This window comes from Xanthomonas sp. NCPPB 1826 (genome assembly GCF_056725285.1).
Window position 1 is genome coordinate 4204800 of record NZ_CM161521.1, and the last position, 24957, is coordinate 4229756.

Sequence of the window (24957 nt, forward strand, 5' to 3'; positions counted from 1 at the left end):
TCGCGTAAAAGATGCCATTGAAGGTGCTAATCACCGATACGTGACGTCCTCCCGTTGGCGGGGCTTTACTGGCGAGACCATAGATTCGATGGGCTTCTACAGCGCGGCGAGAGCCTCTGTACGACGCGACATGCAGATGATTTCGCCATCACTCAAGTGTTGAAGATGGTTATATCAGCCCTCTCAACCGTTAGTCACTGCCCCCATGAAGCAATCAATACACCTAGCATGACGACCCCGCCTCCAATCCAAACCTGCGGGCGAATTGGCTCATGCAGGAGCCAATACGCGAATAACGGCACAAGTAGAAAATGTCAACCGTAGAACGGAAATGCTGCGGATAAAGGAACGCGAGACAGCGCAGCCAGCCACAGCAACGTCGCAATGCCATAGGCCGAGAGACAAAAAAGTGTCCAGGAGATCAGGCTGGCAGGCCGGGAAAACGACAATTGACCAGAAGCCTGCTGGAACAGAACTTGGCCGCATGCCAGCACGGCTATTGTGAGTAGGATCATCCCTACTACGGCAGGGGTCAGAGCGCCTTCCGGCGGGTCATATCTTTATCCTCTTCGCATATCAGGGCACGCGGGCGGGCGCCGAGGGCACTCCTCAGGACAAGACGTTGAATAGCAGATGGACGGGTAAGCGCCCCCGCCCCGCCTTAACACGCCCCGCATACTATCCACTAGCGCGCCGAAAAGCTGAACCAAGCTGACGCGGCGGGGCTGAGCTTGCCCTAGAATGCCCATCCCTTGGTCTAGGTTGTATCCCGATGGCAAAAATCCCGCATCCGCTTGGGCTTGGTACCCGAGCCATTCATGCAGGTCAGACGCCCGATCCCTCGACCGGCGCGATCATGACCCCTATCTACGCCACCTCGACTTACGTGCAGACAAGTCCGGGCGAGCATAAGGGCTACGAGTACTCGCGCACCCAGAATCCGACACGAAGCGCCTACGAGGCGTGCGTTGCGAGTCTGGAAGGGGGCAAGGCCGGCTTCGCTTTCGGTTCCGGACTGGGTGCTGCTTCCACGGTGCTTGAATTGCTGGACACCGGGGACCACGTGATCGCAATGGACGATCTGTATGGAGGAACCTACCGACTGTTCGAGCGGGTTCGCCAACGTTCGGCGGGACTGCAGTTCACCTATGCGGATCTAAATGATCTTGACGCAATCCGGTCCGCGCTCCGCCCCAATACACGAATGATTTGGGCCGAAACGCCCACTAACCCCTTGCTGAAGGTCGTCGATCTTCAGAAGCTCGGGGAGTTCGCTAGAAAGCACGGCCTGCTCTTGGTGGTGGACAATACATTCTGCTCGCCCATGATCCAGCGACCGCTGGAATACGGCGCTGATCTAGTCCTGCATTCCGCAACAAAATACCTCAACGGTCACTCCGATATGGTCGGGGGTATCGTGGTGGTGGCGAACGACGCACTCGCGGAGCAGATGGCTTTCCTACAGAACTCTATCGGATCGGTTGCCGGACCATTTGATTCGTTTCTCGCACTACGCGGACTCAAGACGCTGCACCTTCGCATGCGAACGCACAACGAAAGTGCGCTTGAGCTGGCTCGATGGCTTGAGCGCGAAAATCGAGTCGAATCCGTTATTTATCCTGGTCTCCAGAGTCATCCGCAGCACGCCCTGGCCAAGCGCCAAATGGATGGCTTTGGCGGCATCATTTCGATGCGGGTGAAGGGCGGCAAGGTGAAGGCGCGTCGGATGCTAGAAAGGTGCGAACTGTTCGCGCTGGCCGAATCGCTGGGCGGGGTGGAGAGCCTGATCGAGCTGCCCGCCGTCATGACCCACGCCTCCATCCCCCCGGCCCAGCGGAAGCGTCTTGGGATCACGGACAACCTGATCCGGCTGTCGGTTGGTGTCGAAGACCTGGCAGATCTCCGCCGCGAGCTCGATGCGGCCCTCGGACGCTGAGCCTCTTATCGCCCGTACTGCCGCGAGGCATCGCGGGTACCTTGAATCCATGAGAACCAATAATGAATGAAGCAATATCCGATCTGAGGCGCAGCCTTCTGTCATGGCGCCTCTGGACGCTGCTCGGTTGGCTTGAAATCCGGCAGCGTTACGCCCGCTCGCGGGTTGGCCCATTTTGGCTGACCATTAGCATGGGTGTGATCATCGCGTCCATCGGCATGGTTTACGGCACCCTGTTTGGACAGAAACTCAGTGAGTATCTTCCCTACCTTGCGATCAGCCTAGTCATGTGGGGAATGTTCACCAGCACTGTCCAGGAAGGCAGCAATGCATTCATTGCCAATGCGTCCTATATCCGCCAGGTGGCGACACCCAAGTTCATCTACATCCTTCAGGTGCCGTGGCGTAACCTTCTGATCCTCGCCCACAACATTGTCATTGTTGTACTGCTACTGGCGATTTTTGGAGTCAAGCGCTGGGATACCATTCTGCTCGTAATTCCCGGCATCCTGCTGCTGGTCTTGAATGCGACGTGGATGGCGACGTTGTCGGGCATCCTTTCGGCACGCTTCCGCGATTTTCCGCAGATAGTGGCGGCCGTCATGCAGGTAGCGTTCTACGTTACTCCGATCATGTACAAGCCCGAAGCGCTCACGAAGTACTCATTCATCGTCAATTTGAATCCGATGGCTTACCTGCTCAACGCGGTTCGACAGCCGCTGCTGGGGGAAGTTCCATCCGCACGGACATGGACAGTGGCTATCGTCATGGCGATTGCTGGCTGGTTGGTTGCGTTAGTAATGATCAACCGATACCACAAGCGTATCTCGTACTGGGTGTAAGGATTTCTCATGGCATTCATTGAACTCAATCATGTAAGTCTCGACCTGCCTATTTATGAGGTGCATGGACGATCGCTCAAACGCCAGGTAATGCGACTGGGCCGATCCAATGCAGTGGCAGATAGCAATGACGGCGTGATCGTCGTCCGTGCGCTGCAGGACGTCAGTGTTCGTTTGGAGACCGGTGACCGCATCGGTCTCATCGGCCACAACGGCGCAGGCAAATCCACGCTATTGAGGGTCCTGGGCGGCATCTATGCGCCGACGGGTGGCACCGTCAGGCTGGACGGTAAGGTGGTACCCCTGCTCGACATCAGTCTTGGCATGGATGATAACTCTACGGGCTGGCAGAACATCCGCCTTCGCGGGCTGCTGCTGGGCATGACCAAGCAGGAAATCATCGAGAAGCAGAACAGCATCGCCGAGTTCAGCGAGCTTGGCGATTACCTCGACTTGCCCACCCGCACGTATTCGAGTGGCATGCGTGTCCGCTTGGCCTTCGCCATTTCCACTGCAGTAGATGCGCAGATTCTACTGCTGGACGAAGTGATGGGCGTGGGCGATGCTGGCTTCATGCAAAAGGCAAAACAGCGTCTCCAAGACCTGCACGGCCGATCAGACATCGTCGTGTTGGCGATGCATTCCAACGAAGAAATTCGCCGGGTTTGCAATAAGGTAATGTGGATGGACAATGGATCGATCAGAATGTTCGGCGACACTGAATCGGTCGTTTCCGCTTACGAGCAATTTGTCAATTCCCACTGACCGCCTGACAGCAAAGTCTTAACCTCACTTTATTCGGAATCGTTAATGAAGCATCGTGTTGATCCAGCCGTGCCTTCGGCGCTCCAGCAGCCAGCCTCCCCGGAGCACATCGCGGCCTGGCTGCTGAAGTCCTTGCGGCCGGATCACATGGTGGATGCGGGCGACGCCCGCTCGGCATTGTTTACTGCGCTCCGTAGCGAGACTGCCGTCTCTGCCCTGCCTCTCGTCAGGGTAGAGAACCCTGATGAGCTAGGCAATCAGCCTGCCAACGCGCTGATCCTGCTGTCACCGGATCGCATCAGTGACGGTTGGCAGCTCATGGACTGGATCAGGCGCTTGGCCCCACGGGGTGCAGTGGTCCTGGAAGGACCTCCTCCTCGCGATAGCGTGGTGGCCGGTCAAGCCCTGGATGATGGCCTGCACTGGCTTTTCACTTCAGGTGCCGACCTTCTTGTGGGTGCAGGCTTTACTCCGGGGTCAGTCCAGGACGAGACCGCCATCTTGACGTTGGAAGACGCGCAGTTGCTGCTCACCGAGCAGCGACACAAGCTGGCAGAACTGCAAGCTTCGCTAGGTGCCCAGCACAGCGAACTCGACAACGCAACGCAAGCGCTGGCCAAGGCTGAGCGTAAAGTGGCATCACTTCGCCGCGCGCTGGAAGCATCTGGTCTTGCCACCCAATCTACTTTCGACAATCTGCGCGCAGCACACGGGCAGATTGGCTCGATGCTACATTCCCGATCCTGGCGATTGACCGCGCCACTGCGCGGCGTCCACCTCGTATTGAGAAAAGTGTGGGGGATATTGAGAAACCTCTTCATTTTGGCCAAGGCCACCCTGCGCGTCTCGAAGCAGAATGGACTACGCGAGGCCGGGCGCCGGATAAGCAACCAGCTGAGGCAGCCATCGACGCTGCTCCGTGCCGGTGGCGGCGGAAGTTGGAAGTTGAATCCCGAGTACCCTTTGCCCGCCGCAATCCCAGGCAGCACTTCACAACGAACGCGCGTACTTCTCGTTGCCGAAATGGGCATCGCGCAATGTCTCAAGTATCGTGTGTTGCAAAAGCAGCAGATGATCGAGGGGCTGGGATACGACTGCACCATCGTCAATTGGGTCGACAATGTATGCACCCGCGACCTGCTTGCCACGCACAACGTGGCGGTGTTCTATCGTGTTCCCGGTTATCCAGATCAGATGGAAACCATTGCGCTGGCACGTTCGATGGGGGTGCGCACCTTCTGGGAAGTCGATGACCTCATCTTCGATCTAGAACATTATCTCAACAACAGCAATATCAATGATTTACCACCTGCGGTACGCAAGGGAATTCTGGAAGGCGTACCTCTATACAGGAAGGCGATGCTTGCCTGCGATGGGTGCATCGCATCCACGACCGCAATGGCAGACGCAATGCGTACTGCTGGCGCGGAAGACACTTGGGTAGTTGAGAATGCGCTGGACATCGAGACCTTGCGTGCCGCAGAAGAGATCGCCTCTGCGCCGCCGAGGGGAGATGGACTCCTGCGCATCGTATACGGCTCTGGCTCGAAAGCACACGACTCGGATTTCCGCGTCGCGGCCCCCGCCATCCTTCGAATCTTGCGCAAGCGCTACGATGTTCGCCTGACAATCATCGGTCATCTGAACCTACCTCCTGAGTTCAAGGAGCTTGATGCCCAGATCGAGAGGCTGCCGCCATCTGATTACTCGACGTACATGCGCCGTCTCGCCAAGTGCCAGATCAACATTGCGCCACTTGAACGCACGACGTTCAATGACACGAAGTCGAACATCAAATATCTGGAAGCTGGAATCTTGTCCATCCCCAGCGTGTGCACGCCGACGGTGGAGTATCAGGAGACCATCGAGCATGGCGTGACAGGCATGCTGGCCGGGTCCGAAGCCGAGTGGGAAATGTGCCTGATGGCGCTTGTCGAAAGTCCGGGCCTGCGACGCCAGATCGGCGAAGCCGCGCGTCTGCACGTGGAAGAAGACTACATTCCGCAAGCCGTCGCCGTGCACCGCCTGGAACCCTGGCTTCAGTCCCTCGCAGTCGCACCGCGCCCGCGCCCTCGTATTCTGGGCGTGAACATCTTTTTCGAGCCGCGGAGTTTCGGTGGGGCGACGATTGTCGCTGAGCAAATGGAACGCATCATCAATGCCGATGGGCGGGCTGAGTATGCAACATTCACAACGCTTCCCACCACCGATGTGCATGCGTACAAAGTAGTGCGATACCAGTCCAGTGCCGGCGAAGTGTTTGCCATGGGCCTACCTCACGAGAATGATCCTGCACTGCAGTTCGACAACCCCTATCCCACGGGTTGCTTCCGCGAAGTTCTACGTGCCTGGCGCCCAGATGTAGTGCACATCCACTCTATCCAGGGCATCGGTATCCAGATCGCTGAGGTCTGCCAGGCCGAAGGCGTGCCATTCGTTGTCACGCTGCATGATGCGTGGTGGATCTGCGCACGGCAGTTCATGGTCAATGACAAGGGTCAGTACTGCTACCAGCGCAAGGTCGACTTGGACGTCTGTAAGACCTGCGTTCCGCATCCTGCGATGAACCCGTACCGCCAGCACCGGTTGCATGAAGTGCTTACTGGAGCGGCGTTGCTGCTGTCGCCCAGTCAGTTCTTTGCAGGGATCTATGCCGACAATGGCTTCGATCCGTCTCGACTGCGCGTCAACAAGAATGGCATCGCCAAGCCGAAGGTGATGCCTAATCGTTCCGCGCCGAGTACCCGGAAGATCAGGTTCGGATTTGTTGGCGGGGAGGGCCCAATCAAGGGAAGCCCGTTGATCAAGAAGGCACTTCAGGGGCTCAGCCACACCAACTACGAGCTTCACGTAGTGGATAATGAGCTGAACCTGGGCCGGCGCTCCATCTTCGAATCCAACTGGAAGGTACCAGGGGTATTCAAGGCTGTCCCAGCCTACACTCAGCAGACTATCGATGATTTCTTTGGCAGCATCGATGTCCTCCTATTCCCAACACAGTGGAAAGAAAGCTTTGGTCTGTCCGTCAGGGAGGCCCTGATCCGCGATGTATGGGTCATTGCAACCGACGCGGGCGGCGTGATTGAAGACATCGTGGACGGTCAGAACGGCAATATCATTCCTCTCGACGATGACGGCACCGCACTTCAGGCCGTGATCCGCAATCTACTTGAAGCGCCGGACAAGCTCGACGGATACCGCAATCCGCACGCTGACATGGTCCGCCTATTCGACGAGCAGGCTGATGAATTGACCGACTACTTGTTGGAAGTAGTCGAGCGCCAACCCGTCAACTGGCGTTTGCCAACCCAGATCGCATGAGGGAAAGGCGGCGAATCGAAATTCGGCGCCCTTATGCTCGTCCATGACAACTTATGCGACCGTCCCCTTTGAGTCAGACGCTGGTGCCGACCGTTCGGGGGGCGAAGCGGGACCGGGTGAGCGCTGCCACTTCCGAAATGCCACAAGCGATGCACTACGGATTCGCTCGCTCAGGCCCACTTCGAGATAGCGGTAGGAAACCGCAGATAGGCACAGAGAGAGGGCGCACAGGACCAGCATGAACCAAACATTGTTCATCCATGGCGCCGTCTTCTCCCCCCAAAAAATCTGGTATGCCGGATGAATGACGAATGGATGGACCAGATATAGCGAGAAAGAAACGTTGCCGGCCCAGACTAGGCTGCGCGGCCAACGGATATCCATCGTCTTGCTGCCTATCGTCAGCGCGAAAAGCAGCAGTGCGTAAGGCAGCGCCCAACCGGTAAAGCCGAACTTCGACGAGACATCGTTCAACAGAAACCAGATCAGTGCGGTCAGCGACGTGACCGAAAACAGGCCTGCGGCCACCGTAGACAGCTTGAACCGGGACAGATAGATGCGCCCGATGACCACGCCGACAAAAAACTCCCAGAGCATGGGGTTTGTGGCAAAGTTGATCGGGCTGTTGAACCCGTAGTCGACGTATGCATCGAGTGACGGCCTGGCCACGGTCATGGGCAACGCAATCAGAAGCACCACGGCAATTGTACTGAGCGCAACCCAACGTAACCGGCCAAACATCAGGGAGAGGCCGAACAACGCGTAGAAGTAGACCTCATAGTTGATTGTCCAGCCAACATGCAGCACTGACCCACCAAAGTAAGGAGCACGAGAACCGAAGTTGGTGGGAATCATCAGCGCCGATCGAATGATCTGATTGACGTCAGTCATTATGTCGATGTGTCCAACGTAGCTTCCCAAGAGCAACATCATGGGCACATACAACAGTGTGGCGACGAAATATACCGGAAATACTCGGGCAATTCGCTTGATCAGAAACGTACAGGTGTCGCTAAAGCCCCCAATAGCATTGCGGGTTGCATAAACCATGATGAACCCGGAAATCATGAAGAACAGATCAACGCCGGACGCACCCACCATCGAGAACACGTGCTCGACGCCTGATTCCTTCGACCGGGGCTGATAACCAACTCCGTGATAAAACACCACCAGCAGCGCAGCAACGCCGCGCAAAGCTTGAATTACATCAAGCTTGTCAGCGTTCTTCGGCTGATAGTTCATGTTGTGTCCCCAGATTGTCAGCAGTTTACCAACGCAATCGATATCGAGGCCAAACTAAATGGCAGGCTGGGCTGCAACTCCGCGGCTACGCCCCCTCGGTTATGGCTCCGGACAACCTTGTGCCAACAACGCTACATGTTTCTGTGTATGCATTAGCACGCAGCTCCGGATGCTGTCCTTGCCATGGCTTTCCCAGATACTCACTCCCATGCCATCACGAGCAACGACTTCGCCACCCACGTACGGCTTACCTTCTAGCACGAATTCCGCATAGCCGTTATCCACCAAAGGCGCCAGCTCGAATGGGACCACCGTTGTCGTCCCATCGTGGGTCCAGACCCGCAGTTCCGCCTGCCCCTTGTGTCGCGTCATGTAAGTACCAAATCGTATGCCGATCCGATCCAATGGCGCCGGGCTGTCTTGTTGCGCCGGGGAAAAGTGAAGTTGTACGGTCTGGTCGCCGGTCAATGGTGGAGAAGGCTTTAGCTCGAACGCGTCCTGCACCATCTGAACGGGAAAAGTGTAATAGCGCTGCACAAGTAAGGCGGCCGACGAATAGGCCGTCACACATAACATCAATCCAGCCAACATATGGCTAGCCTGGAATTGAATGCTGTTGCGCGGGCGATGGTCGGCGGTCAGTGCCATTACCAAACACATCAGTGGAATCAACAAATAGCGGCCCTGCACGCCATCCACGGTCGGAGAAGCAGGATCCGTCCACTGAACAAGCAGCGCCAGGAACGTCATGAGAATTGAGCCCGCGCAAATAACGACAAGGGCCGAACGAGGCAGTGCCTGACCACGCCATCCATCGAGGTTGAGCGAAAGCGCAATAACGGCAAACAGCGCGATTGCAGCAAATTTGTAGAACCCCGGAGAAAAAGGAGTATCAAGCCAACCCAGCACACCGATGAATGAAACCGAGTAGAACGACATGCGCCCCATATCGGTCCAAGTAGCATAGAGGATAGAGAAAAGCTCCCCCGGGTGGGACACGAAATGCAGGAGGCGTCCGGCGTGATCCAGTTGCCGCCCTCCCGCCGGGTACACCGTTGTCTTTACAGTGAACAGCGTCCAGGCGACGACAAACACAGCAATGGCAATTGCGATATACAACTGGCGACGCTCCCTGACCATCCACCATGCCAGGAACGGCAGTAGCAACATCGGCAACATGTTTGCCCTACAAGCGCACAGCAACAGCACGCCGATGGAAAGCGCGGCCATGGTCCAGTTGGATGCTTCATGGCGATCCACCGACACTCGCATGAAAGCACAGATGCTTAGAAGAGCGACCGACGTCGCCATGGGATCCAGCACCGCCGTTCCAAACAGGAACAGGTTCATGGGAAGCGCAAGCAGCACTAGGATCGCTGCTGAGGGACGGTGTAGCCGGAAAGCGAGCATCAAGAGAATGCCGCACGTCAGCAATTCCAGCAGGCGCGCCAACCGATAAGACTTGCCAACACTGAGGTCCAGCGCTTTTCCCATACCAAGGCCCAGAGCCTGCGGCGCGTACATCAGCGGAAAGTAGTACGCCGTACCGACGGCAGTCTGAAACTGGGGTTTGCCTGTCCATTGCAGGTCTCCGGCAGCAAGGAGTTCATCGCTGGAGATCTTGCGAGCCGCCACACCTTTGAGCGGAGTGAATCTTTCCATGTACGCGACCAGGCCGCTGTCCAGATACCCGCCAGACGGCGACCCGTCCACCGACTTCAGTAGTATCTGGCCTTGGCCAAGCATATACGCACGTTTGACATGATCGAACTCGTCCGGCGCCTGGAAAGGCGGCGTTATCGCAGAAAACAGCAAGCTAACCAGCAGTGCGGCCACCAGAAACAGCGGCCATACCTGCGGTGCACGTGCTTCAGACTGAGCGACAACCCGCGTCATGCGTGACGCTCCTGGAGGGCAGACCAGCGAAGGCGAGGATGCACCGCAGTCCGCGGTACCGAGGCAATATCCTGGCCGAAGAAGGCAAGCAATAATTGCACTCCGACCAGTACCGGCATCGCCGCCAACATGACCGTACCGCTGGTGGCCGCTTCGCCCGTTCCAAGGCTGGTCAACCAGTGCTGCAGCCCGTAGACGACCCCGAACGAAAACATCACGATCCCCGCAGGCAGCTCCAGCGAAGCCAGCGACATATTGCGAAGGTAATAGTTGTACAGAATTCTCTTACCGAAGTTGCGCAGGTTCTTGAACAAAAACTCTGTAAGCACCTTCGATATCTTCAAGTTGCTCACCTCATCGGCGTACTTGGCATGCATCGGTACGTCAAGCACCACGGCGCGCAGTGTGTTGAGCCGGAAGAGAATGTCGGTTTCAAAGAAATAGCGGCGGCTGATCCGGTCAAGCGGGAGATGGTAGGCCACATCCCGATGGATAGCCGTGTAACCGTTTGTCGGGTCGAAAAGATCCCAATATCCCGATGACAGTTTAGTTAGGAAAGAAAGCCCCGCATTGCCAAACAAACGCAGCTTCGGCATCTGTGCAATCCGTTCGAGGTCGAAGAAGCGATTTCCCTTGGTGTAGTCCGCCTCGCCGGTCAGGATAGGGGCGATAAAACTCGGAATCAGGCCAGGATCCATCTGCCCATCGCCATCCACCTTGACGATGATCTCGACTCCGTCGGCAATGGCGGCTCGATAGCCGGTCATTACCGCTCCCCCTACACCTTGATTCTGCTCGTGCCGAATTACCACCACCCGTTCATCCGTGCAATTACTTTCAACGAAGTCGCCACTGCGATCAGGACAGCAGTCGTCTACCACATAAATGCGACTTACTTCCGGTCCCATCTGCGCAATCACGCCGAGAACATGCTGGGTGACTTTGTAACTTGGAATGACGGCGGCAACGGTGGCGGACATGTATGACCTTTACAGACAGCAGAATAGATGAGGTGGGATTAGGCGCCATTTTTGACTTGGCGACCGCACAGTCAGCGAGCCATCCTGCCTTGGGCGGCCTGCTGATTCCAGATGCAAAATCACTGCACGCGGCGGCGCAGGTAGTTGAGCAGGTCGATGCGGGTGATCAGGCCCAGGAACTGGTTGCCGTCCATGACGATGGCGACCTGGCCGCGGTCGAACACCGGCAGCAGCGCCTCGATCGGTGAGGCGACATCCAGGCGATCGAGCTTGCTGACCATGGCCGTGGAGATCGGGTCGCGGAAGCGTGCCTCGTCGCCGTACACATGCAGCAACACGTCGCTCTCGTCGACGATGCCGACCAGCTCGCCGTCATCGATGACCGGCAGCTGCGAGACGTCGTACAGCTTCATGCGCTGGTAGGCGGTGGTCAGCAGATCCTTCGGCCCGACCACCACGGTATCGCGCTTGTTGTACGGGCGCAGGATCAGGTCGCGCAGGTCGCCGTGCTGCGGGCGCTCCAGGAAGCCGTTGTCCAGCATCCAGTAGTCGTTGTACATCTTGGACAGGTACTTGTTGCCGGTATCGCAGACGAACACCAGCACGCGCTTGGGCGTGGTCTGCTCGCGGCAATACTTCAGCGCGGCGGCCAGCAGGGTACCGGTGGACGAACCGCCGAGGATGCCCTCCTTGGCCAGCAACTCGCGCGCGGTGTGGAAGCTTTCCGCGTCAGTGATCGAATAGGCCTTCTTGACCCGCGAAAAATCGGAGATGTCCGGCAGGAAGTCCTCGCCGATGCCTTCGACCAGCCAGCTACCGGACTTCTCGCTGACCGTGCCCTCTTCGATGTACTGGGTCAGGATCGAGCCGACCGGGTCGGCCAGCACCAGCTCGGTGTGCGGCGAGGCGGTGGCGAAGGCGCGCGACAGGCCGGTCATGGTGCCGGAGCTGCCGCAGCCGAACACGATCGCATCCAGATCGTTGTCCATCTGCGCCAGGATCTCCGGGCCGGTGCCGAATTCGTGCGCAGCCGGGTTATCCGGGTTGCCGAACTGGTTGATGAAGTAGGCGCCCGGGGTCTCGGCGGCGATCTTGGCGGCCAGGTCCTGGTAGTACTCCGGGTGGCCCTTGGCCACGTCCGACCGGGTCAGCACCACCTGGGCGCCCATGGCCTTGAGGTTGAAGATCTTCTCGCGGCTCATCTTGTCCGGCACCACCAGGATCAACCGGTAGCCCTTCTGCTGGGCGACCAGTGCCAGACCCAGGCCGGTGTTGCCGGCAGTGCCTTCGACCAGGGTCGCACCCGGGGTGAGGTCGCCACGCTGTTCGGCCGCCTCGATCATCGACAGGCCGATGCGGTCCTTGATTGATCCACCGGGGTTGGCCGCCTCCAGCTTGAGGAACAGCTCGCAGACGCCGGTGTCCAGGTGCTGTGCCTTGACGATCGGCGTGTTGCCGATCAGTTCGAGTACGGAGGAATGGATCGCCATCGGAATATCGTCACTGCGTCGCGCGGGGCTTGGCCGCCCATTATCCGACGAACGGCTGGGGAATGCTCATTCAGACTGGAACCGATCGCGCCGGCCCGTGAACGGGCGGGCTCAGCCAGCGCTGCGCCACCACCATCGGCCTGACTGCGCGGCCGCTAGACGGGCAGTGCGCCCTGCTGCCAGGCGCGTGACACGCAGATGCGCAAATAAAGACGCGGACGGTGGCAAGCCGACGAGGAGGCCGCCACCGCCCGCGGCGGTGAACTTGTTCTAGCGGTGGGGAAGGATCAGTGGGTGAGCTGGTCGTACATCCGGGTGAGCTTTTCTTTCGCCTGCAACTTCTCGCGCTTCATCTGGCCCAAGGTTACGTCGTCGATGGGGAGTACCCCGAGTTCGGCATCCATGCATTTCTTGTTCAAGAGCTTGTGGCGTTGGTACAGCTGCTTGAACTCGGGATCGGACTTGACCAATGCGTCAATTTCGGTCTGCGGTTGCCCTTCGAACATGGCGTTACCTCCTTCACTTGAAACACTTAAAACAAGAACGCCCCGGCCGCGGGCGGCACGGGGCGCTGCTTGGGGATGGAAGACTCGCGGATCACAATGGCAAGCGCACTGGCGGAACCAAAAAGCTGTCCACCGAACTGCGTTGATACGTGCCCTTGCGTCACTGGCCCGGCCCTCCGTACTTCCAGGCAGCGGAGTGCTGCCCGGGAGTACGACCCTACGCCGGTCGCGGAGGGGGTTCAAGGCCAGAACGGCTGCTTTTGCCGTTCCCTGCCTCAATCAGTGACCGCGGTTCAACCGGGCGTCATGCCCGGGTTAAAAAACCTTAACTTCCAACCACTTGCATTACGGCGAGACAACCACCTCGGCAGCGCGCGTCTTGCTGGCGGCGGCCTTGGTGCCATTGACCTGCAGCCGTGCGCTGGCAACGCCTGCAGCCACCAGGGCATCGCGTAACGCTTCGGCCCGCTTCTCGGCGGTGGCCGCATCGCTGTCGTAGCCGACGATGCTGACCCGGCCTTTCTTGCCGATGTTCAGATACTCGGCCAGTGCCTTGGCCTGCCCCGCGGCGTCGCCGGACAGCGCGGCCTTGCCACCGAAGGCGCCACTGCCCAGCGAAAACACTTCGCCGCGGCTGTCGAACTTGGCGGACGGCAACTTGGCCCCGGCCACCAGCTCGGCCTCTTCATGCGCCAGTTGCACCGCTTTCTGCTGGGCCGCATTGAGCTTGGCGGTCTGCTTGCCGGCCACGCTGGTCAGCGCCAGCTCGGCGTCCTGGCGGGCCAGGGTTTCCTGTTCGGCCGCCTGCCGCATGCGCTCGGCCTCTTCGGCCTGGATCTGCGCCTGCACGCGCAGACGCTCGGCTTCCTGGCGCGCGCGCGAGGCGTCACGGCGGCTGGCTTCGATCAGCAGGTCGTTGCGGGTGCCTTCCAGCCGATCCAGCTCGCGCCGCGCCAGTGCGGTGCGGGCGGTGAGTTCGGCGATTTCGACCCGACGGTCGGCCAGAAACACCAGCTCGTCGCGGTCGCGCCGCTTGGCCTCGGCCAGCGCCGCCACGCTCTGCTGCGCCTGCAGCCGCTCGAAGCGGGCCAGTTCATTGGTCTGCGGGTCGTTCTGCAGCGCGGCCAGGCGCCGGTTGAGCGCGTCGGCCTGCGGGTCGTCCTTGGCCGCCATCGCCAGCGACGACAGGGTGCCCAGGCTCAGTACACCCAGATAGAGAAGCGGACGCAGTTTCATCGGCCGGCCTCCCCGGTGTTGAGGCTGTTCTGCAGTTGCGCCACTTCCTTGCGCCGCTGTTCCAGCTGGGCGGTGACCACCGCCTCTTCGCTGCGCGCCTTGGCCAGATCGGCGTCGGCCGCTGCGCGCAAGGCGATCTGTGGCACCTGCTTGCGCTGGCGCTTTTCCAGTTGAGCCTGCTGGGCCTGCATCAGTTCCTGGCGGGCCAGATTGACCAGATCGGGGGCGTACTGGTCGGCATCGGCCTGGGTGGCGCGTTGCACGGCCTGTTCGGCGGCGGTGAGCTCCGGTGCCACCTGGGCGGCAGCCGGAGAGGAAAGAACCATGAAACAGGCGATGCCATACAGGGATCGCCGCAAGTATGCGAAGCTAGCCGTCATTAGGGGAGCCGTAGCGAGAAGTCTCGAGCACGGCCATTGTCGGAAGCCTGCGGCGGACTTGCAACGAGACGCTGCTGTTTGTTGGGGAACCATTGCGCATGGATATCGGCTACTTCCTGAAGCTGATGACCGAAAAGAATGCCTCGGACATGTTCTTGACCACCGGCGCACCGGTGTACATCAAGATCGAAGGCAAGCTCTACCCGCTCGGCAATACGGGGTTGCCGCCGGGAATGGTCAAGAAAATCGCTTATTCATTGATGGACGAAGGCCAGGTACCGCAGTTCGAGCGCGACCTGGAGCTCAACATGGCCATTGCCCTGTCCGACGCCGGGCGCTTCCGCGTGAACGTGTTCAAGCAGCGCGGCGAGGTGGGCATGGTGATCCGCGCCATCCGCAGCCGGATCCCCAGCATCGAAGAGCTCAACCTGCCGCAGGTGCTCAAGGACGTCATCATGACCCCGCGCGGGCTGGTGCTGGTGGTCGGCTCGACCGGCTCGGGCAAGTCGACCTCGCTGGCCTCGATGATCGACCACCGCAACAGCACCACCACCGGGCACATCCTCACCATCGAGGACCCGATCGAATATCTGCACAAGCACAAGATGTCGATCGTGAACCAGCGCGAGGTGGGCCTGGACACGCACGCCTTCCAGAGCGCGCTGAAAAACGCGATGCGCGAGGCGCCGGACGTGATCCTGATCGGCGAGATCCTGGATGCCGAGACGATGGAGGCGGCGATCGCCTTCGCCGAGACCGGCCACCTGTGCCTGGCGACGCTGCACTCGAACAATGCCGACCAGACCATCGAGCGCATCCTCAATTTCTTCCCCGAGAGCGCGCACAAGAACGTGCTGATGAACCTGGCGCTGAACCTGCGCGCCGTGGTGTCGCTGCGCCTGGTCAAGGGCGTGGACGGACGCCGCCGGCCGGCGACCGAAGTGCTGCTCAACACGCCGATGATCCGCGACCTGCTGCGTCGTGGCCAGGTGCACGAGGTCAAGCAGGCGATGGAGGAATCGCTGGAAGAAGGCATGCAGACCTTCGACCAATGCCTGTTCCGCATGGTCAAGTCCGGCGAAATCGAGCAGGAGGAAGCGCTGCGCGCGGCCGACTCGCGCGATGGCCTGGCGCTGAAGTTCCGCCTGTCCGAGGGCGGTTCCGGCGAGCACGACCCGTACGCGGATTACGAAACGGCAGCAGCGCCGAAGATCAGCCACGGCTTTATCTGATCATTTGCAAGTGCGCGCTATTGCCGCGCACTTGCCCGGAGCGGCGGATTGCGCAGCGCTGTTGCCGGCGTACGAGCGGTGCGCACGGTTGGGACAGCGCAGCAGCTAGCTCCGATCAACCCATGAGTGCCGCGAGCGCGGCCGATGCGCAGTGCGCGGAGACAGCCCGCCCGCCTGCGCGCCGCCCAGCCGGCCGACAACCGCTCGCTACCGGTACCTGCCCTGCCCGGGCTGCGATTCAACGCGGATGTGCCCCCGCACCAGGCAAAGGCCTGCTGCCGATCAGGCCGGCACCGCGTCGGCCTGCATTTCCGGCCGCGCCGCCGCGAATGCCGGCAATGCCAAGCAGGCCTGTTCGATACGTTGCAGGATCGGATACGCCACCAGATCGACTTCGAAACGGCGCGCGTTGTAAAGCTGCGGGATCAGCAGGCAATCGGCCAGGCCCGGCGTGTCGCCGTGGCAGAACGTGCCGGCATGCGGGTCACCGGCCAACTGCGCTTCCAGCGCCGCAAAGCCACGCTGCATCCAGTGCCGTGTCCATTGCTGGCGCTGCGCGGCATCTCGTTGCCATTCGCGCTCGAAAAACTGGGTGACGCGCAGGTTGTTGAGCGGATGCACGTCGCAGGCGATCACCTGCGCCAGGGCGCGCACGCGGGCGCGCGCGGCCGGCGCTGCGGGCAGCAGCCGCGCGCTGTCCGGGAACGCCTCTTCCAGATACTCCAGGATCGCCAGCGACTGCGGAATCACCACCGCGCCGTGCCGCAACGTGGGCACCAGTTCCTGCGGGTTGAGCTGCGCGTAGACGGGTGCATGCTGCTCGCCGCCGTCGCGCACCAGATGCACCGGATGCGCGAGGTAGGCCAGCGCCTTCAGGTGCAGGCCGATGCGCACGCGATACGCGGCACTGGAGCGCCAGTACGAGAACAATTCCAGTGGCGCGCTCATGCCCGGCCTCGCATGCAGTGTTGTGCAGACGCCCTTGCCGATCTCATGGCAGCGGCTGACGTTCGACGCGCTGTTCGATCGCACCGAAGATGCTGGCGCCATCGGCAGCGAACATCTCGATCCGCACCACGTCGCCGAAGGACAGAAACGGCGTGCTCGGGGTGCCGTCGCGCAGGGTTTCCACCACGCGCTGCTCGGCAAAGCACGAGGCGCCCAGCGTGGTGTCCTGGTTGGCGATGGTGCCGGAGCCGACGATGGTGCCGGCCGAGAGCGGCCGGGTCCTGGCCGCGTGGGCGATCAGCTGGGCGAAGTCGAACTGCATGTCGTTGCCGGCTTCCGGAGCGCCGAACCAGGCGCCATTGACGTGGGTGACCAGCGGCAGGTGCACCTTGTTGTCGCGCCAGGCCTCGTCCAGTTCATCCACGGTGACGAACACCGGCGACAGCGCCGAGCGCGGCTTGGACTGCACGAAGCCGAAGCCCTTGGCGAGCTCGGCCGGGATCAGGTTGCGCAGCGACACGTCGTTGACCAGGCCGACCAGCTGGATATGCGCGGCGGCCTGCTCGGGCGAGGCGCCCATCGGCACATCGTCGGTGATCACCACCAGCTCGGCTTCCAGATCGATGCCGTGGTCTTCGCTGATCACCTTGATCGCATCGCGCGGTCCGTAGAACCCGGCGCTGGTGGCCTGGTACATCAGCGGGTCGGTGTAGAAGCTTTCCGGCACCTCGGCATTGCGCGCACGGCGCACGCGCTCCACGTGCGGCAGGTAGGCGCTGCCGTCGACGAACTCGTAGGCGCGCGGCAACGGTGCGGCCAGCGCCTGCAGATCCAGATCGAACACGCCATCGGCGCTGCCCTCGTTGAGCGAGGCCGACAAGGCATTCAGGCGCGGCGCGACATTGCTCCAGTCTTCCAGCGCGCGCTGCAGCGTGGGCGCGATACCGGTGGCGCGGACCGCGGTGCGCAGGTCGCGCGCGACCACGATCAGGCTGCCATCGCGGCCGCCTTCCTTCAGGGAACCTAGCTTCATGACCGTCCTGTGCTGTGGCTGATCGGTCGATTGTACGGCCTGCCGCAACAGTGGTTGCAACTGAAACAACTGACCCGTAGCCCAACCGATGAACTCGCCTTTTGTGCAGCGCGCCAAACGCGCGTACACTGGCCCGGTCTGCATGCGGCCGTCCGTTTCCCTTAGGGACAGCCGGCGAGGCCAGGATCGATCGATCCGCTCGCCCGCCCCACCCGACGCCTTTCGTGGTGCCGACAAACCCATCGCGTCTTGATTGGGTTGTTCCACCATCTCGCAGCGCGGTTCACGGGAACGCTCCGAGCCTCACTTTTTTGCATCTGCAATGCGTTTGCGCTCCGGGCCTGGCCTGGCGGCGACGCTTTACTTGGAGCTTCCTGATGTCTTTTGAATCCCTGGGCCTGGCGCCCTTCCTGCTGCGCGCGTTGGCCGAGCAGGGTTACGAAACCCCAACTGCGATCCAGCAGCAGGCCATCCCGCTGGTGTTGGCAGGGCATGACCTGCTGGCCGGCGCACAGACCGGTACCGGCAAGACCGCCGCGTTCGGCCTGCCGTTGCTGCAGCACCTGGGCACCTCGCCGCAGCCGGTCAACGGCCCGCGCAAGCCGCGCGCGCTGATCCTGACCCCCACCCGCGAGCTGGCCACCCAGGTGCACGACAGCCTGCGCGGCTACAGCAAGTACCTGCGCATCCCGAGCGCGGTGATCTACGGCGGCGTGGGCATGGGCAACCAGCTCGACACCCTGCGTCGCGGCGTGGACCTGCTGATCGCCTGCCCGGGCCGGCTGATCGACCATATCGAGCGTCGCAGCGTGGACCTGTCCGGCATCGAAGTGCTGATCCTGGACGAAGCCGATCGCATGCTCGACATGGGCTTCCTGCCGTCGATCAAGCGCATCCTGACCAAGCTGCCGCGCCAGGACCGTCAGACCCTGCTGTTCTCGGCAACGTTCGAAGAGAACATCAAGCAGCTGGCGCTGGAGTTCATGCGCAACCCGATGCAGATCCAGGTCACCCCGAGCAACACCGTGGCCGAGAGCATCACCCACCGCGTGCACCCGGTCGATGGCGCGCGCAAGCGCGACCTGCTGCTGCACCTGCTGGCGCAGGACAGCCGCGAGCAGACCCTGGTGTTTGCCCGCACCAAGCACGGCAGCGACAAGCTGGCGTTGTTCCTGGAGAAGTCCGGCATCAAGACCGCGGCGATCCACGGCAACAAGAGCCAGGGCCAGCGCATGCGCGCGCTGAGCGACTTCAAGGCCGGCCGCGTGACTGTGCTGGTGGCCACCGATATCGCCGCGCGCGGCATCGACATCGACCAGCTGCCCAAGGTCATCAACTACGACCTGCCGATGGTGGCCGAGGATTACGTGCACCGCATCGGCCGCACCGGCCGTAACGGTTCCACCGGCGAGGCGATCTCGCTGGTGGCGCAGGACGAAGCCAAGCTGCTGCGCCAGATCGTGCGCATGCTGGGCCGCGACGTGGAAATCCGCGACGTGCCGGGCTACGAGCCGCAGACCCCGATCCGTTGGGGCAATAGCGCGCCGGGCCGTGCCGAGCAGCCGGGTGGCGATCGCGCCCCGCGCAAGAGCCACGCCCGTCGTCCGCATGGCGATGCACCGCGTCAGGCGCATGCGCATGCCGGCCCGAAGAAGCCGGGCGGCCAGCGCAGCAGCGGTCCGCGTCAGGCCGGTGTTGCCGCCGGTGCCGGCGCAGGCCGTCGCGATGGTGGCCGTGGCGGTCAGCGTCCGAGCAGTACGCGCTGATGCCTGTGCGCCGGTGCGACCGGCGCAGGTCTGCGTTGAACTGAAAGAAAAAGCCGCCCTTCGGGGCGGCTTTTTTGTGGGCGCAGTTCAGGCGATACGCGTGATGCAGCGCGAAGGAGATGGCGCCCGAGCCTCGTGCGTGCCATCCCAAGATGGCCGCAGTTATACAGCGATCCCTGGGAATGACGGGTGGCTGCGCAAGCAACCACCGTTCGTTGCTCGCCTAGCCTTCGATCAACGCCGTATTGCGATCGATCGCCTCGCGATACCGATCCAGCACCGCGGCGGTCTGCACGATGTAGGCGCTCAGATCCTCCCAGCGCCGGTCTTCCAGCGCTTCGCGGATGCCGGGCAAGGTCTTGACCTCGTATCCGGTGGCCAGGCCGGGCGCGTAGATCAGGTTCCGGTACCACGGCCGCCCCGGCAGACCGCCTTCAGCCAGCAGGGTCTGGTCGATGCGCTGTAGCGAGGCATTGAGCTTGCCGCGTACGCGTGCATCCAACCCGACGCCGCGCGATGCCAGCGCATCGTCATAGCGTCTGGCACTGGTTTGCAGGCGAGTAATGGCCTGATCCAGTGCGGCGAAGTCGATCTGCGGCACCGCGGCTTTCGGCTCGGGGGCTAGTTGCGGCCGATTCGGGTTATCGATGGCGGCATAGGCACCGGCCTGCAACAACTCGGCCTGGGTGCGGGCGGCAGTGCGGTCGCTGTCGGCCTGCTGCTTGAGCTCCTGCGCGTAGCCGGCCACCGCGTCGGCGAAGTCGCCGAAGCGTTGCGGCAACACCGGCGCGTTGGCGACGCGCAGCACCGTGCGGCCGACCGTCTGCGACAACAGCGGCAGATAGCTGAAGTCCGGGTCGATGTAGCGCGCGAAATAATCGTAGGAATCGTACAGCGAGTGATAGACACCGCTGCCGCCGCCCTGCCCGCCATAGCCCAGATCCAGCGTGGTCAGCCCCAGATGCTGGAGGAATGGGCTGTAGTCGCTGCCCGAGCCGAGTGCCTTGAGTGGCACGTCGCCGCCGGCCGCGAGCTGCTTGGCGATGTCCTTCTGCGCCGGCTTGGCGGTGGGCGCCAGCGCGTCGATGCGGGCACGGGCGCGTTGCCGTTCGAGCACGCTCACGCCGCTGTCGGGGTCGCGCAGATCTGCCGCCACGCCGTTGACCAGGCGTTGCAGCGCATGGCTGCCGCCGGCAGTGAGAAAGCCGCGCCCGTTGCCGTCGGTGTTGACGTACAGCACTGCCTTGCGGCGCAGTTCGTCGGCATGCTGTTCGGCCCATTCGGTGGAGCCGAGCAGGCCGGCCTCCTCGCCGTCCCAACTGGCGTAGACGAGCGTGCGCTTGGGGCGCTGCCCCTGCCTGGCCAGCTCGCCGATCGCCTTGGCTTCGGCCAGCAAGGCGGTGGTACCCGAGAGCGGATCGGCCGCACCGAACACCCAGCCGTCGCGGTGATTGCCGCGCACCACCCACTGGTCCGGATACTCGCTGCCACGCAGGGTGGCGATGACGTTGTAGATGGTCTTGCTGCCCCACTCCGCATCCACCTTGAGATGCACGCGCGCGGTGTCGCCGCCGCCGATGCGGTAGGTGATCGGCAGCGCGCCACGCCAGTCCTCCGGTGCCACCGGCCCGCCCAGCGCGGCCAGCAAGGGCTGCGCATCGCCCCAACTGATCGGCAGGGTCGGGATCTTCAACACGCTGCCGGCCTGGTCGATCTTCAGGCGTTTGGCGCCCTTGCTGGCGCCGACGCCCGGGGTCAGCGGATCGCCGGGATAGATCGCGAAATTGGCAACCGAGCCGCGTTGCACGCTCCACTGATTGCGCGCCGGGCCATCCGGATACGCCCGATCCTGGAAATAACCGTCGTCGCGCGGATCGGAATAGATGATCGCGCCGATGGCGCCATGCTCCTGCGCCAAGCGCGGCTTGAGCCCGCGCCAGCCCTTGCCGTAGCGGGCGATGACGATCTTGCCGCGCACATCCACGCCGTTGCGCGCCAGCGCTTCGTAGTCTTCAGCGATGCCGTAATTGACGTAGACCAGAGCGCCGGTGACATCGCCGTTGCCGCCGTAGATCACATACGGCGGCAGCACGTTTTCGGTCTGGGTTGAGGTGCTGTCGCCCGGCAGCGGCGGCTCCTTCAGACGCGCGACATACGGCTTGGGGCCGAGCAATTCCAGCTGCGAGCTCCTGGGCGAGGGCCACAGCACCTCGAAGGTTTCGATGCGCGCATCCCACCCGTAGCCGCGCAAGCGCGTTTGCAAATCGCGGGCGTTCTCCAGGTTATGCGGCGAGCCAACGTGATTGGGCGCCGACGACCATTGCTTCAACCAGCCGCGATAATCGGCGTCCTTCAGGCCGCTATCGAAACGCGCTTCCAGCGCGCGCTGCGCCCGTGCGGCAGCGGCGTCATAACCCGGCAGCGCAACGGGTTGGGCCGCAGGTTGGGCAGCGAGGGAAGGTGCGACAAAGGCCAGGGCGAGCAGCCAGGCATGCGGCGAAGACGTCATCGGAGTTCCTTGAAGAGTGTCCGGGGGCGAATGGCGATTGGGTTGAGACAGCACGCTGGAGCACGCACGCACCATCGCACGGGCGTGCATGGGCCGTGCGTATTCCGATCAGAATCGATAGTCCAGGCCCACGGTGAAATAACGCCCGCGCAGGTCGTACTGGGTGAAGTCGTAAGGCGCACGAATGCCCGGGAACGAGGCGTCGACCGGCGGTTGCTTGTCAGCCAGGTTCTCGATCTTGGCGTACAGGGTGAGCTTGTCGATGCCGGTGTAACCCAGATACAGGTCGAACTGGTTGTAGTCGCCCACGCGCGACTGCACGGCAGTGGCCGCGGCGCTGGCCTTCTGGTCGTAGCCGCCGGTGTAGTACCAGGTCAGTGCGGCGCTGACGGTGCCTAGGTTCCAGTCCAGCGTGGTGGTGGCCTTGTTGCGTGGCAGCGACGGGCCGAGATTGCTGCCGGCGTAATCCTGCAACGGGCCACCGACCACGGTGGGGCGGCGGTAATCGCGCACATGGGTATAGGCGGTATTGAGGCCGAAGTTGCCGGCTGCCTCGGTGCGCCAGCGCTGGCGCAGTTCGACATCGATCCCCGAGGTCGTCAGCTCGCTGAGGTTCTGGTAGCGGTTGTACACCGCCACCAACGTGCCGCGCTCGTTGCGAATCACGTCGGTTGGGTCGTTGTTCTGCACGATGGTGGCGTTGTTGCCGGTGCCGACCAGATTCTCCAGTTCGATCTTGTACCAGTCCACGCTCAGGCTGGTGTCGGCCCACGGCGAGAGCACCACGCCCAGGTTGTAGCTGCGCGTGCGCTCGGGTTCGAGCGCGGTGTTGCCGACGGTGAAGAAGGTCGGGTTCTGGCGCGAGCCCGGCACGTCCGGATCGAACGGGTCGACCACCGAGCCGTAGGAGATGTTGGTGCTGGCCGCATTCTCCGACAACGACGGTGCGCGAAAGCCGCGCGAGGCGGCCGCGCGTACCAGTACGGCGTCCAGCGGTTGCCAGCGCAGGCTGGCCTTGGGCGAAAACGCCTCGCCGAAATCGCTGTAGTGATCGCCGCGCCCGGCCAGTTGCAGTTCCAGCGATCGCAGCAGCGGCAGGTTGACCTCGGCATACAGCGCCGACACCCTGCGCTCGCCATCCACCGCGGCAATCGCGGGGCGGATCTGCAGGCCCTGGTCGATCTGCCAGGGATTGCGCGAGACCAGTTCCTCCTGCCGCCACTCGGCGCCGGCAGCGAACCCGACGCTGCCGGCAGGCAGCTCGAACAGGTTGCCGGACACCTTGGCGTCGACGCCGCGCAGCGTCGATTGCGCCGGGCGCAGCGTGCTGAGGTTGATGCCGTCGATCACCGACTGCGGCGTGGCGGACGGGTCAAGCAGGTTGTAGCTGCCGTCAGCCAGCGCCTGCGCCAGCGTGAAGCGGTTGGCGAAGCCACCGGACACGGTTTCGTGCTCGGTGCTGCGTGCGGCGAACGCAGCCGCCTCCCAATCCCAGCGCTCGGTCTTGCCGCGCACACCGCCAAGAAAGCGATAGGACTGCGAGCGATTGGTTTTGACCGTCTGGCCCAGGTCGAAGAAGGTGTATTCGATCGGCACCGCGGTGCCGTACGGGTTGTACGGGCTGGAGGCCGGCAGCAGGTTGGACACCGGCTCGGCCAGCCCGCTGCTGGCGTTCAAGGCGAAGCGGCCGCCTTCCAAGGTGAAGTACGGGCTGGAGCCGAAGATCGACACGCCCTTGACCTCGCTGTAGAGCGCCTCGCCGAACGCTTCGACATTGTCGCTGAGCCGGAAGGTGGCGTTGGTGTAAGCCTGATAGCGCTTGGTCGAGGGAATCAGCGTGGTGAACGGGGCCTGGTTGAAGCCGCAGGTGTCACCGGCCAGGCCGTCGATCGGCGCGCTGGCGGTCAGCACGGTGCCGCTGGGGCAGTTGCCTTGCGCATCCAGCATCGGCACCGAGCGGCCGCCGACCAGATAGCGCGCGCCCTTGGCCGACCAGCCGTTCCAGCGCCCGCCGGGCAGGTCGGTGTAGATGCCCGAGCGGGTCAGCGCGCGCTGATCCTGATCCAGCCGGTCGCGGTTGTAGGCGTCGAAACTGAAAAGGATGTTGTAGCCGTCGCGGTCCAGGTCGCCGATGCCGCCGATGAACTTGGCGCGCTGGGTATCCATGCCGCCCTGATCGGAGGTGCCGCCGCTCAAGCCCAGCTCGGCGCCCTGGAAATCCTGCCGGGTGATGATGTTGACCACCCCGGCCACCGCGTCGGAGCCGTACACGGCAGAGGCGCCGTCCTTGAGCACTTCGATGCGTTCCACCGCCACCAGCGGCAATGTGTTGAGGTTGACGAAGGTGTCGCCCAGGCCATTGGCGGGAAAGCCGTAGTTGGCCAGGCGGCGTCCGTTGAGCAGCACCAGGGTGTTCTTCTGCGACAGCCCGCGCAGGCCGATGCCCGCCGAGCCGGACGCCCAGCCGTTGTTGGTGGTTTCGTTGGTGGCGTTGCCGGTATTGGCCGAGATCGAGCGCAGCGCGTCGGCCACGGTGACCTTGCCGGACTGCTCCAGCTGCTGGCGGTCGATCACCTGCACCGGGTTCGGGCCTTCGCTGTCGGTGCGTTTGATATTGGAGCCGGTGACGCTGACGGTGGCCAGGGTCTTGCCCGTGTCGGGTGTCGCGTCGTCGGCATGGGCAAGGGGAATCAGCGCCGACAGAACGGCAGCAGACAGCAGATAAGGCATCGGGCGCTTCACGCACGGCATCCATGAATGGGGGTTTTGCAGTGGGCCATGCGCAATCGATTAACAAAAATTACAGATCTGCATAGAGATATGACGCGCGGTGACACACGCCGCTGGCCGGACGCGGTAGAGCGCGCATCGCACT

Annotated in this window: 17 protein-coding genes; 6 read left to right on the plus strand and 11 right to left on the minus strand. The window is 62.2% G+C overall.

Annotation, left to right across the window (positions count from 1 at the left end; genetic code table 11):
* Positions 1-772 precede the first annotated feature (772 nt).
* The 4 genes from AC1PLA_RS17560 (at position 773) to AC1PLA_RS17575 (ending at position 6864) form a co-directional block, all read left to right on the plus strand.
* Complete coding sequence (locus tag AC1PLA_RS17560; RefSeq protein ID WP_481105042.1) at positions 773-1936, plus strand: trans-sulfuration enzyme family protein; 1164 nt, start codon at positions 773-775, stop codon at positions 1934-1936.
* Positions 1937-1998: 62 nt separating this feature from the next.
* Positions 1999-2778 (plus strand): ABC transporter permease, encoded by a 780-nt coding sequence (locus AC1PLA_RS17565; protein ID WP_197944233.1) that lies wholly within the window; start codon positions 1999-2001, stop codon positions 2776-2778.
* Between the two features lie 9 nt (positions 2779-2787).
* Positions 2788-3543: an ABC transporter ATP-binding protein gene (locus AC1PLA_RS17570; RefSeq protein ID WP_481105043.1), complete on the plus strand. Its 756-nt coding sequence runs from the start codon at positions 2788-2790 to the stop codon at positions 3541-3543.
* A 45-nt stretch (positions 3544-3588) separates the two neighbouring features.
* Positions 3589-6864 carry a glycosyltransferase gene (locus AC1PLA_RS17575; protein ID WP_349780651.1) on the plus strand — a complete coding sequence of 1092 codons (3276 nt, stop codon included), beginning with the start codon at positions 3589-3591 and terminating at the stop codon, positions 6862-6864.
* A 51-nt stretch (positions 6865-6915) separates the two neighbouring features.
* Here the strand turns inward: AC1PLA_RS17575 and AC1PLA_RS17580 are convergent, their stop codons facing one another.
* From AC1PLA_RS17580 to AC1PLA_RS17610, 7 genes are all read right to left on the minus strand, one after another.
* Positions 6916-8106, minus strand: coding sequence for an acyltransferase family protein (locus AC1PLA_RS17580; RefSeq protein WP_349780652.1), 1191 nt, complete (start codon positions 8104-8106; stop codon positions 6916-6918).
* A gap of 99 nt (positions 8107-8205) precedes the next feature.
* Positions 8206-10002 (minus strand): DUF2142 domain-containing protein, encoded by a 1797-nt coding sequence (locus AC1PLA_RS17585; RefSeq protein ID WP_481105044.1) that lies wholly within the window; start codon positions 10000-10002, stop codon positions 8206-8208.
* Positions 9999-10982 carry a glycosyltransferase family 2 protein gene (locus AC1PLA_RS17590; protein WP_349780654.1) on the minus strand — a complete coding sequence of 328 codons (984 nt, stop codon included), beginning with the start codon at positions 10980-10982 and terminating at the stop codon, positions 9999-10001. Before AC1PLA_RS17590 ends, AC1PLA_RS17585 begins: the two co-directional genes overlap by 4 nt.
* 119 nt (positions 10983-11101) lie before the next feature.
* Positions 11102-12472, minus strand: coding sequence for a pyridoxal-phosphate dependent enzyme (locus tag AC1PLA_RS17595; protein WP_039513649.1), 1371 nt, complete (start codon positions 12470-12472; stop codon positions 11102-11104).
* Positions 12473-12759: 287 nt separating this feature from the next.
* On the minus strand, positions 12760-12978 hold the full coding sequence (locus AC1PLA_RS17600; RefSeq protein WP_002814034.1) for an HP1242/YdcH family protein: 219 nt from the start codon (positions 12976-12978) through the stop codon (positions 12760-12762).
* Between the two features lie 345 nt (positions 12979-13323).
* The gene (locus tag AC1PLA_RS17605; RefSeq protein ID WP_481105045.1) at positions 13324-14214 is read right to left on the minus strand and encodes an OmpA family protein; all 891 of its coding nucleotides are present in this window, start codon (positions 14212-14214) and stop codon (positions 13324-13326) included.
* Positions 14211-14594 carry a DUF4398 domain-containing protein gene (locus AC1PLA_RS17610; RefSeq protein ID WP_481105046.1) on the minus strand — a complete coding sequence of 128 codons (384 nt, stop codon included), beginning with the start codon at positions 14592-14594 and terminating at the stop codon, positions 14211-14213. Before AC1PLA_RS17610 ends, AC1PLA_RS17605 begins: the two co-directional genes overlap by 4 nt.
* Positions 14595-14692: 98 nt before the next feature.
* On the opposite strand from AC1PLA_RS17610, the gene AC1PLA_RS17615 reads away from it, so the two are divergent.
* Positions 14693-15826 (plus strand): PilT/PilU family type 4a pilus ATPase, encoded by a 1134-nt coding sequence (locus tag AC1PLA_RS17615; protein ID WP_481105047.1) that lies wholly within the window; start codon positions 14693-14695, stop codon positions 15824-15826.
* Positions 15827-16108: 282 nt separating this feature from the next.
* Here AC1PLA_RS17615 and maiA read toward each other — a convergent pair whose 3' ends face one another.
* Positions 16109-16774 carry a maleylacetoacetate isomerase gene (gene maiA / locus AC1PLA_RS17620; RefSeq protein ID WP_481105048.1) on the minus strand — a complete coding sequence of 222 codons (666 nt, stop codon included), beginning with the start codon at positions 16772-16774 and terminating at the stop codon, positions 16109-16111.
* A 43-nt stretch (positions 16775-16817) separates the two neighbouring features.
* Complete coding sequence (locus AC1PLA_RS17625; protein ID WP_026064014.1) at positions 16818-17876, minus strand: fumarylacetoacetate hydrolase family protein; 1059 nt, start codon at positions 17874-17876, stop codon at positions 16818-16820.
* A gap of 308 nt (positions 17877-18184) precedes the next feature.
* On the opposite strand from AC1PLA_RS17625, the gene AC1PLA_RS17630 reads away from it, so the two are divergent.
* On the plus strand, positions 18185-19573 hold the full coding sequence (locus AC1PLA_RS17630; RefSeq protein WP_024938371.1) for a DEAD/DEAH box helicase: 1389 nt from the start codon (positions 18185-18187) through the stop codon (positions 19571-19573).
* 223 nt (positions 19574-19796) lie between these two features.
* Here the strand turns inward: AC1PLA_RS17630 and AC1PLA_RS17635 are convergent, their stop codons facing one another.
* Positions 19797-22082: a transferrin receptor-like dimerization domain-containing protein gene (locus AC1PLA_RS17635; protein WP_481105049.1), complete on the minus strand. Its 2286-nt coding sequence runs from the start codon at positions 22080-22082 to the stop codon at positions 19797-19799.
* A 108-nt stretch (positions 22083-22190) separates the two neighbouring features.
* Positions 22191-24812: a TonB-dependent receptor plug domain-containing protein gene (locus tag AC1PLA_RS17640; RefSeq protein WP_481105050.1), complete on the minus strand. Its 2622-nt coding sequence runs from the start codon at positions 24810-24812 to the stop codon at positions 22191-22193.
* Positions 24813-24957: the final 145 nt, after the last annotated feature.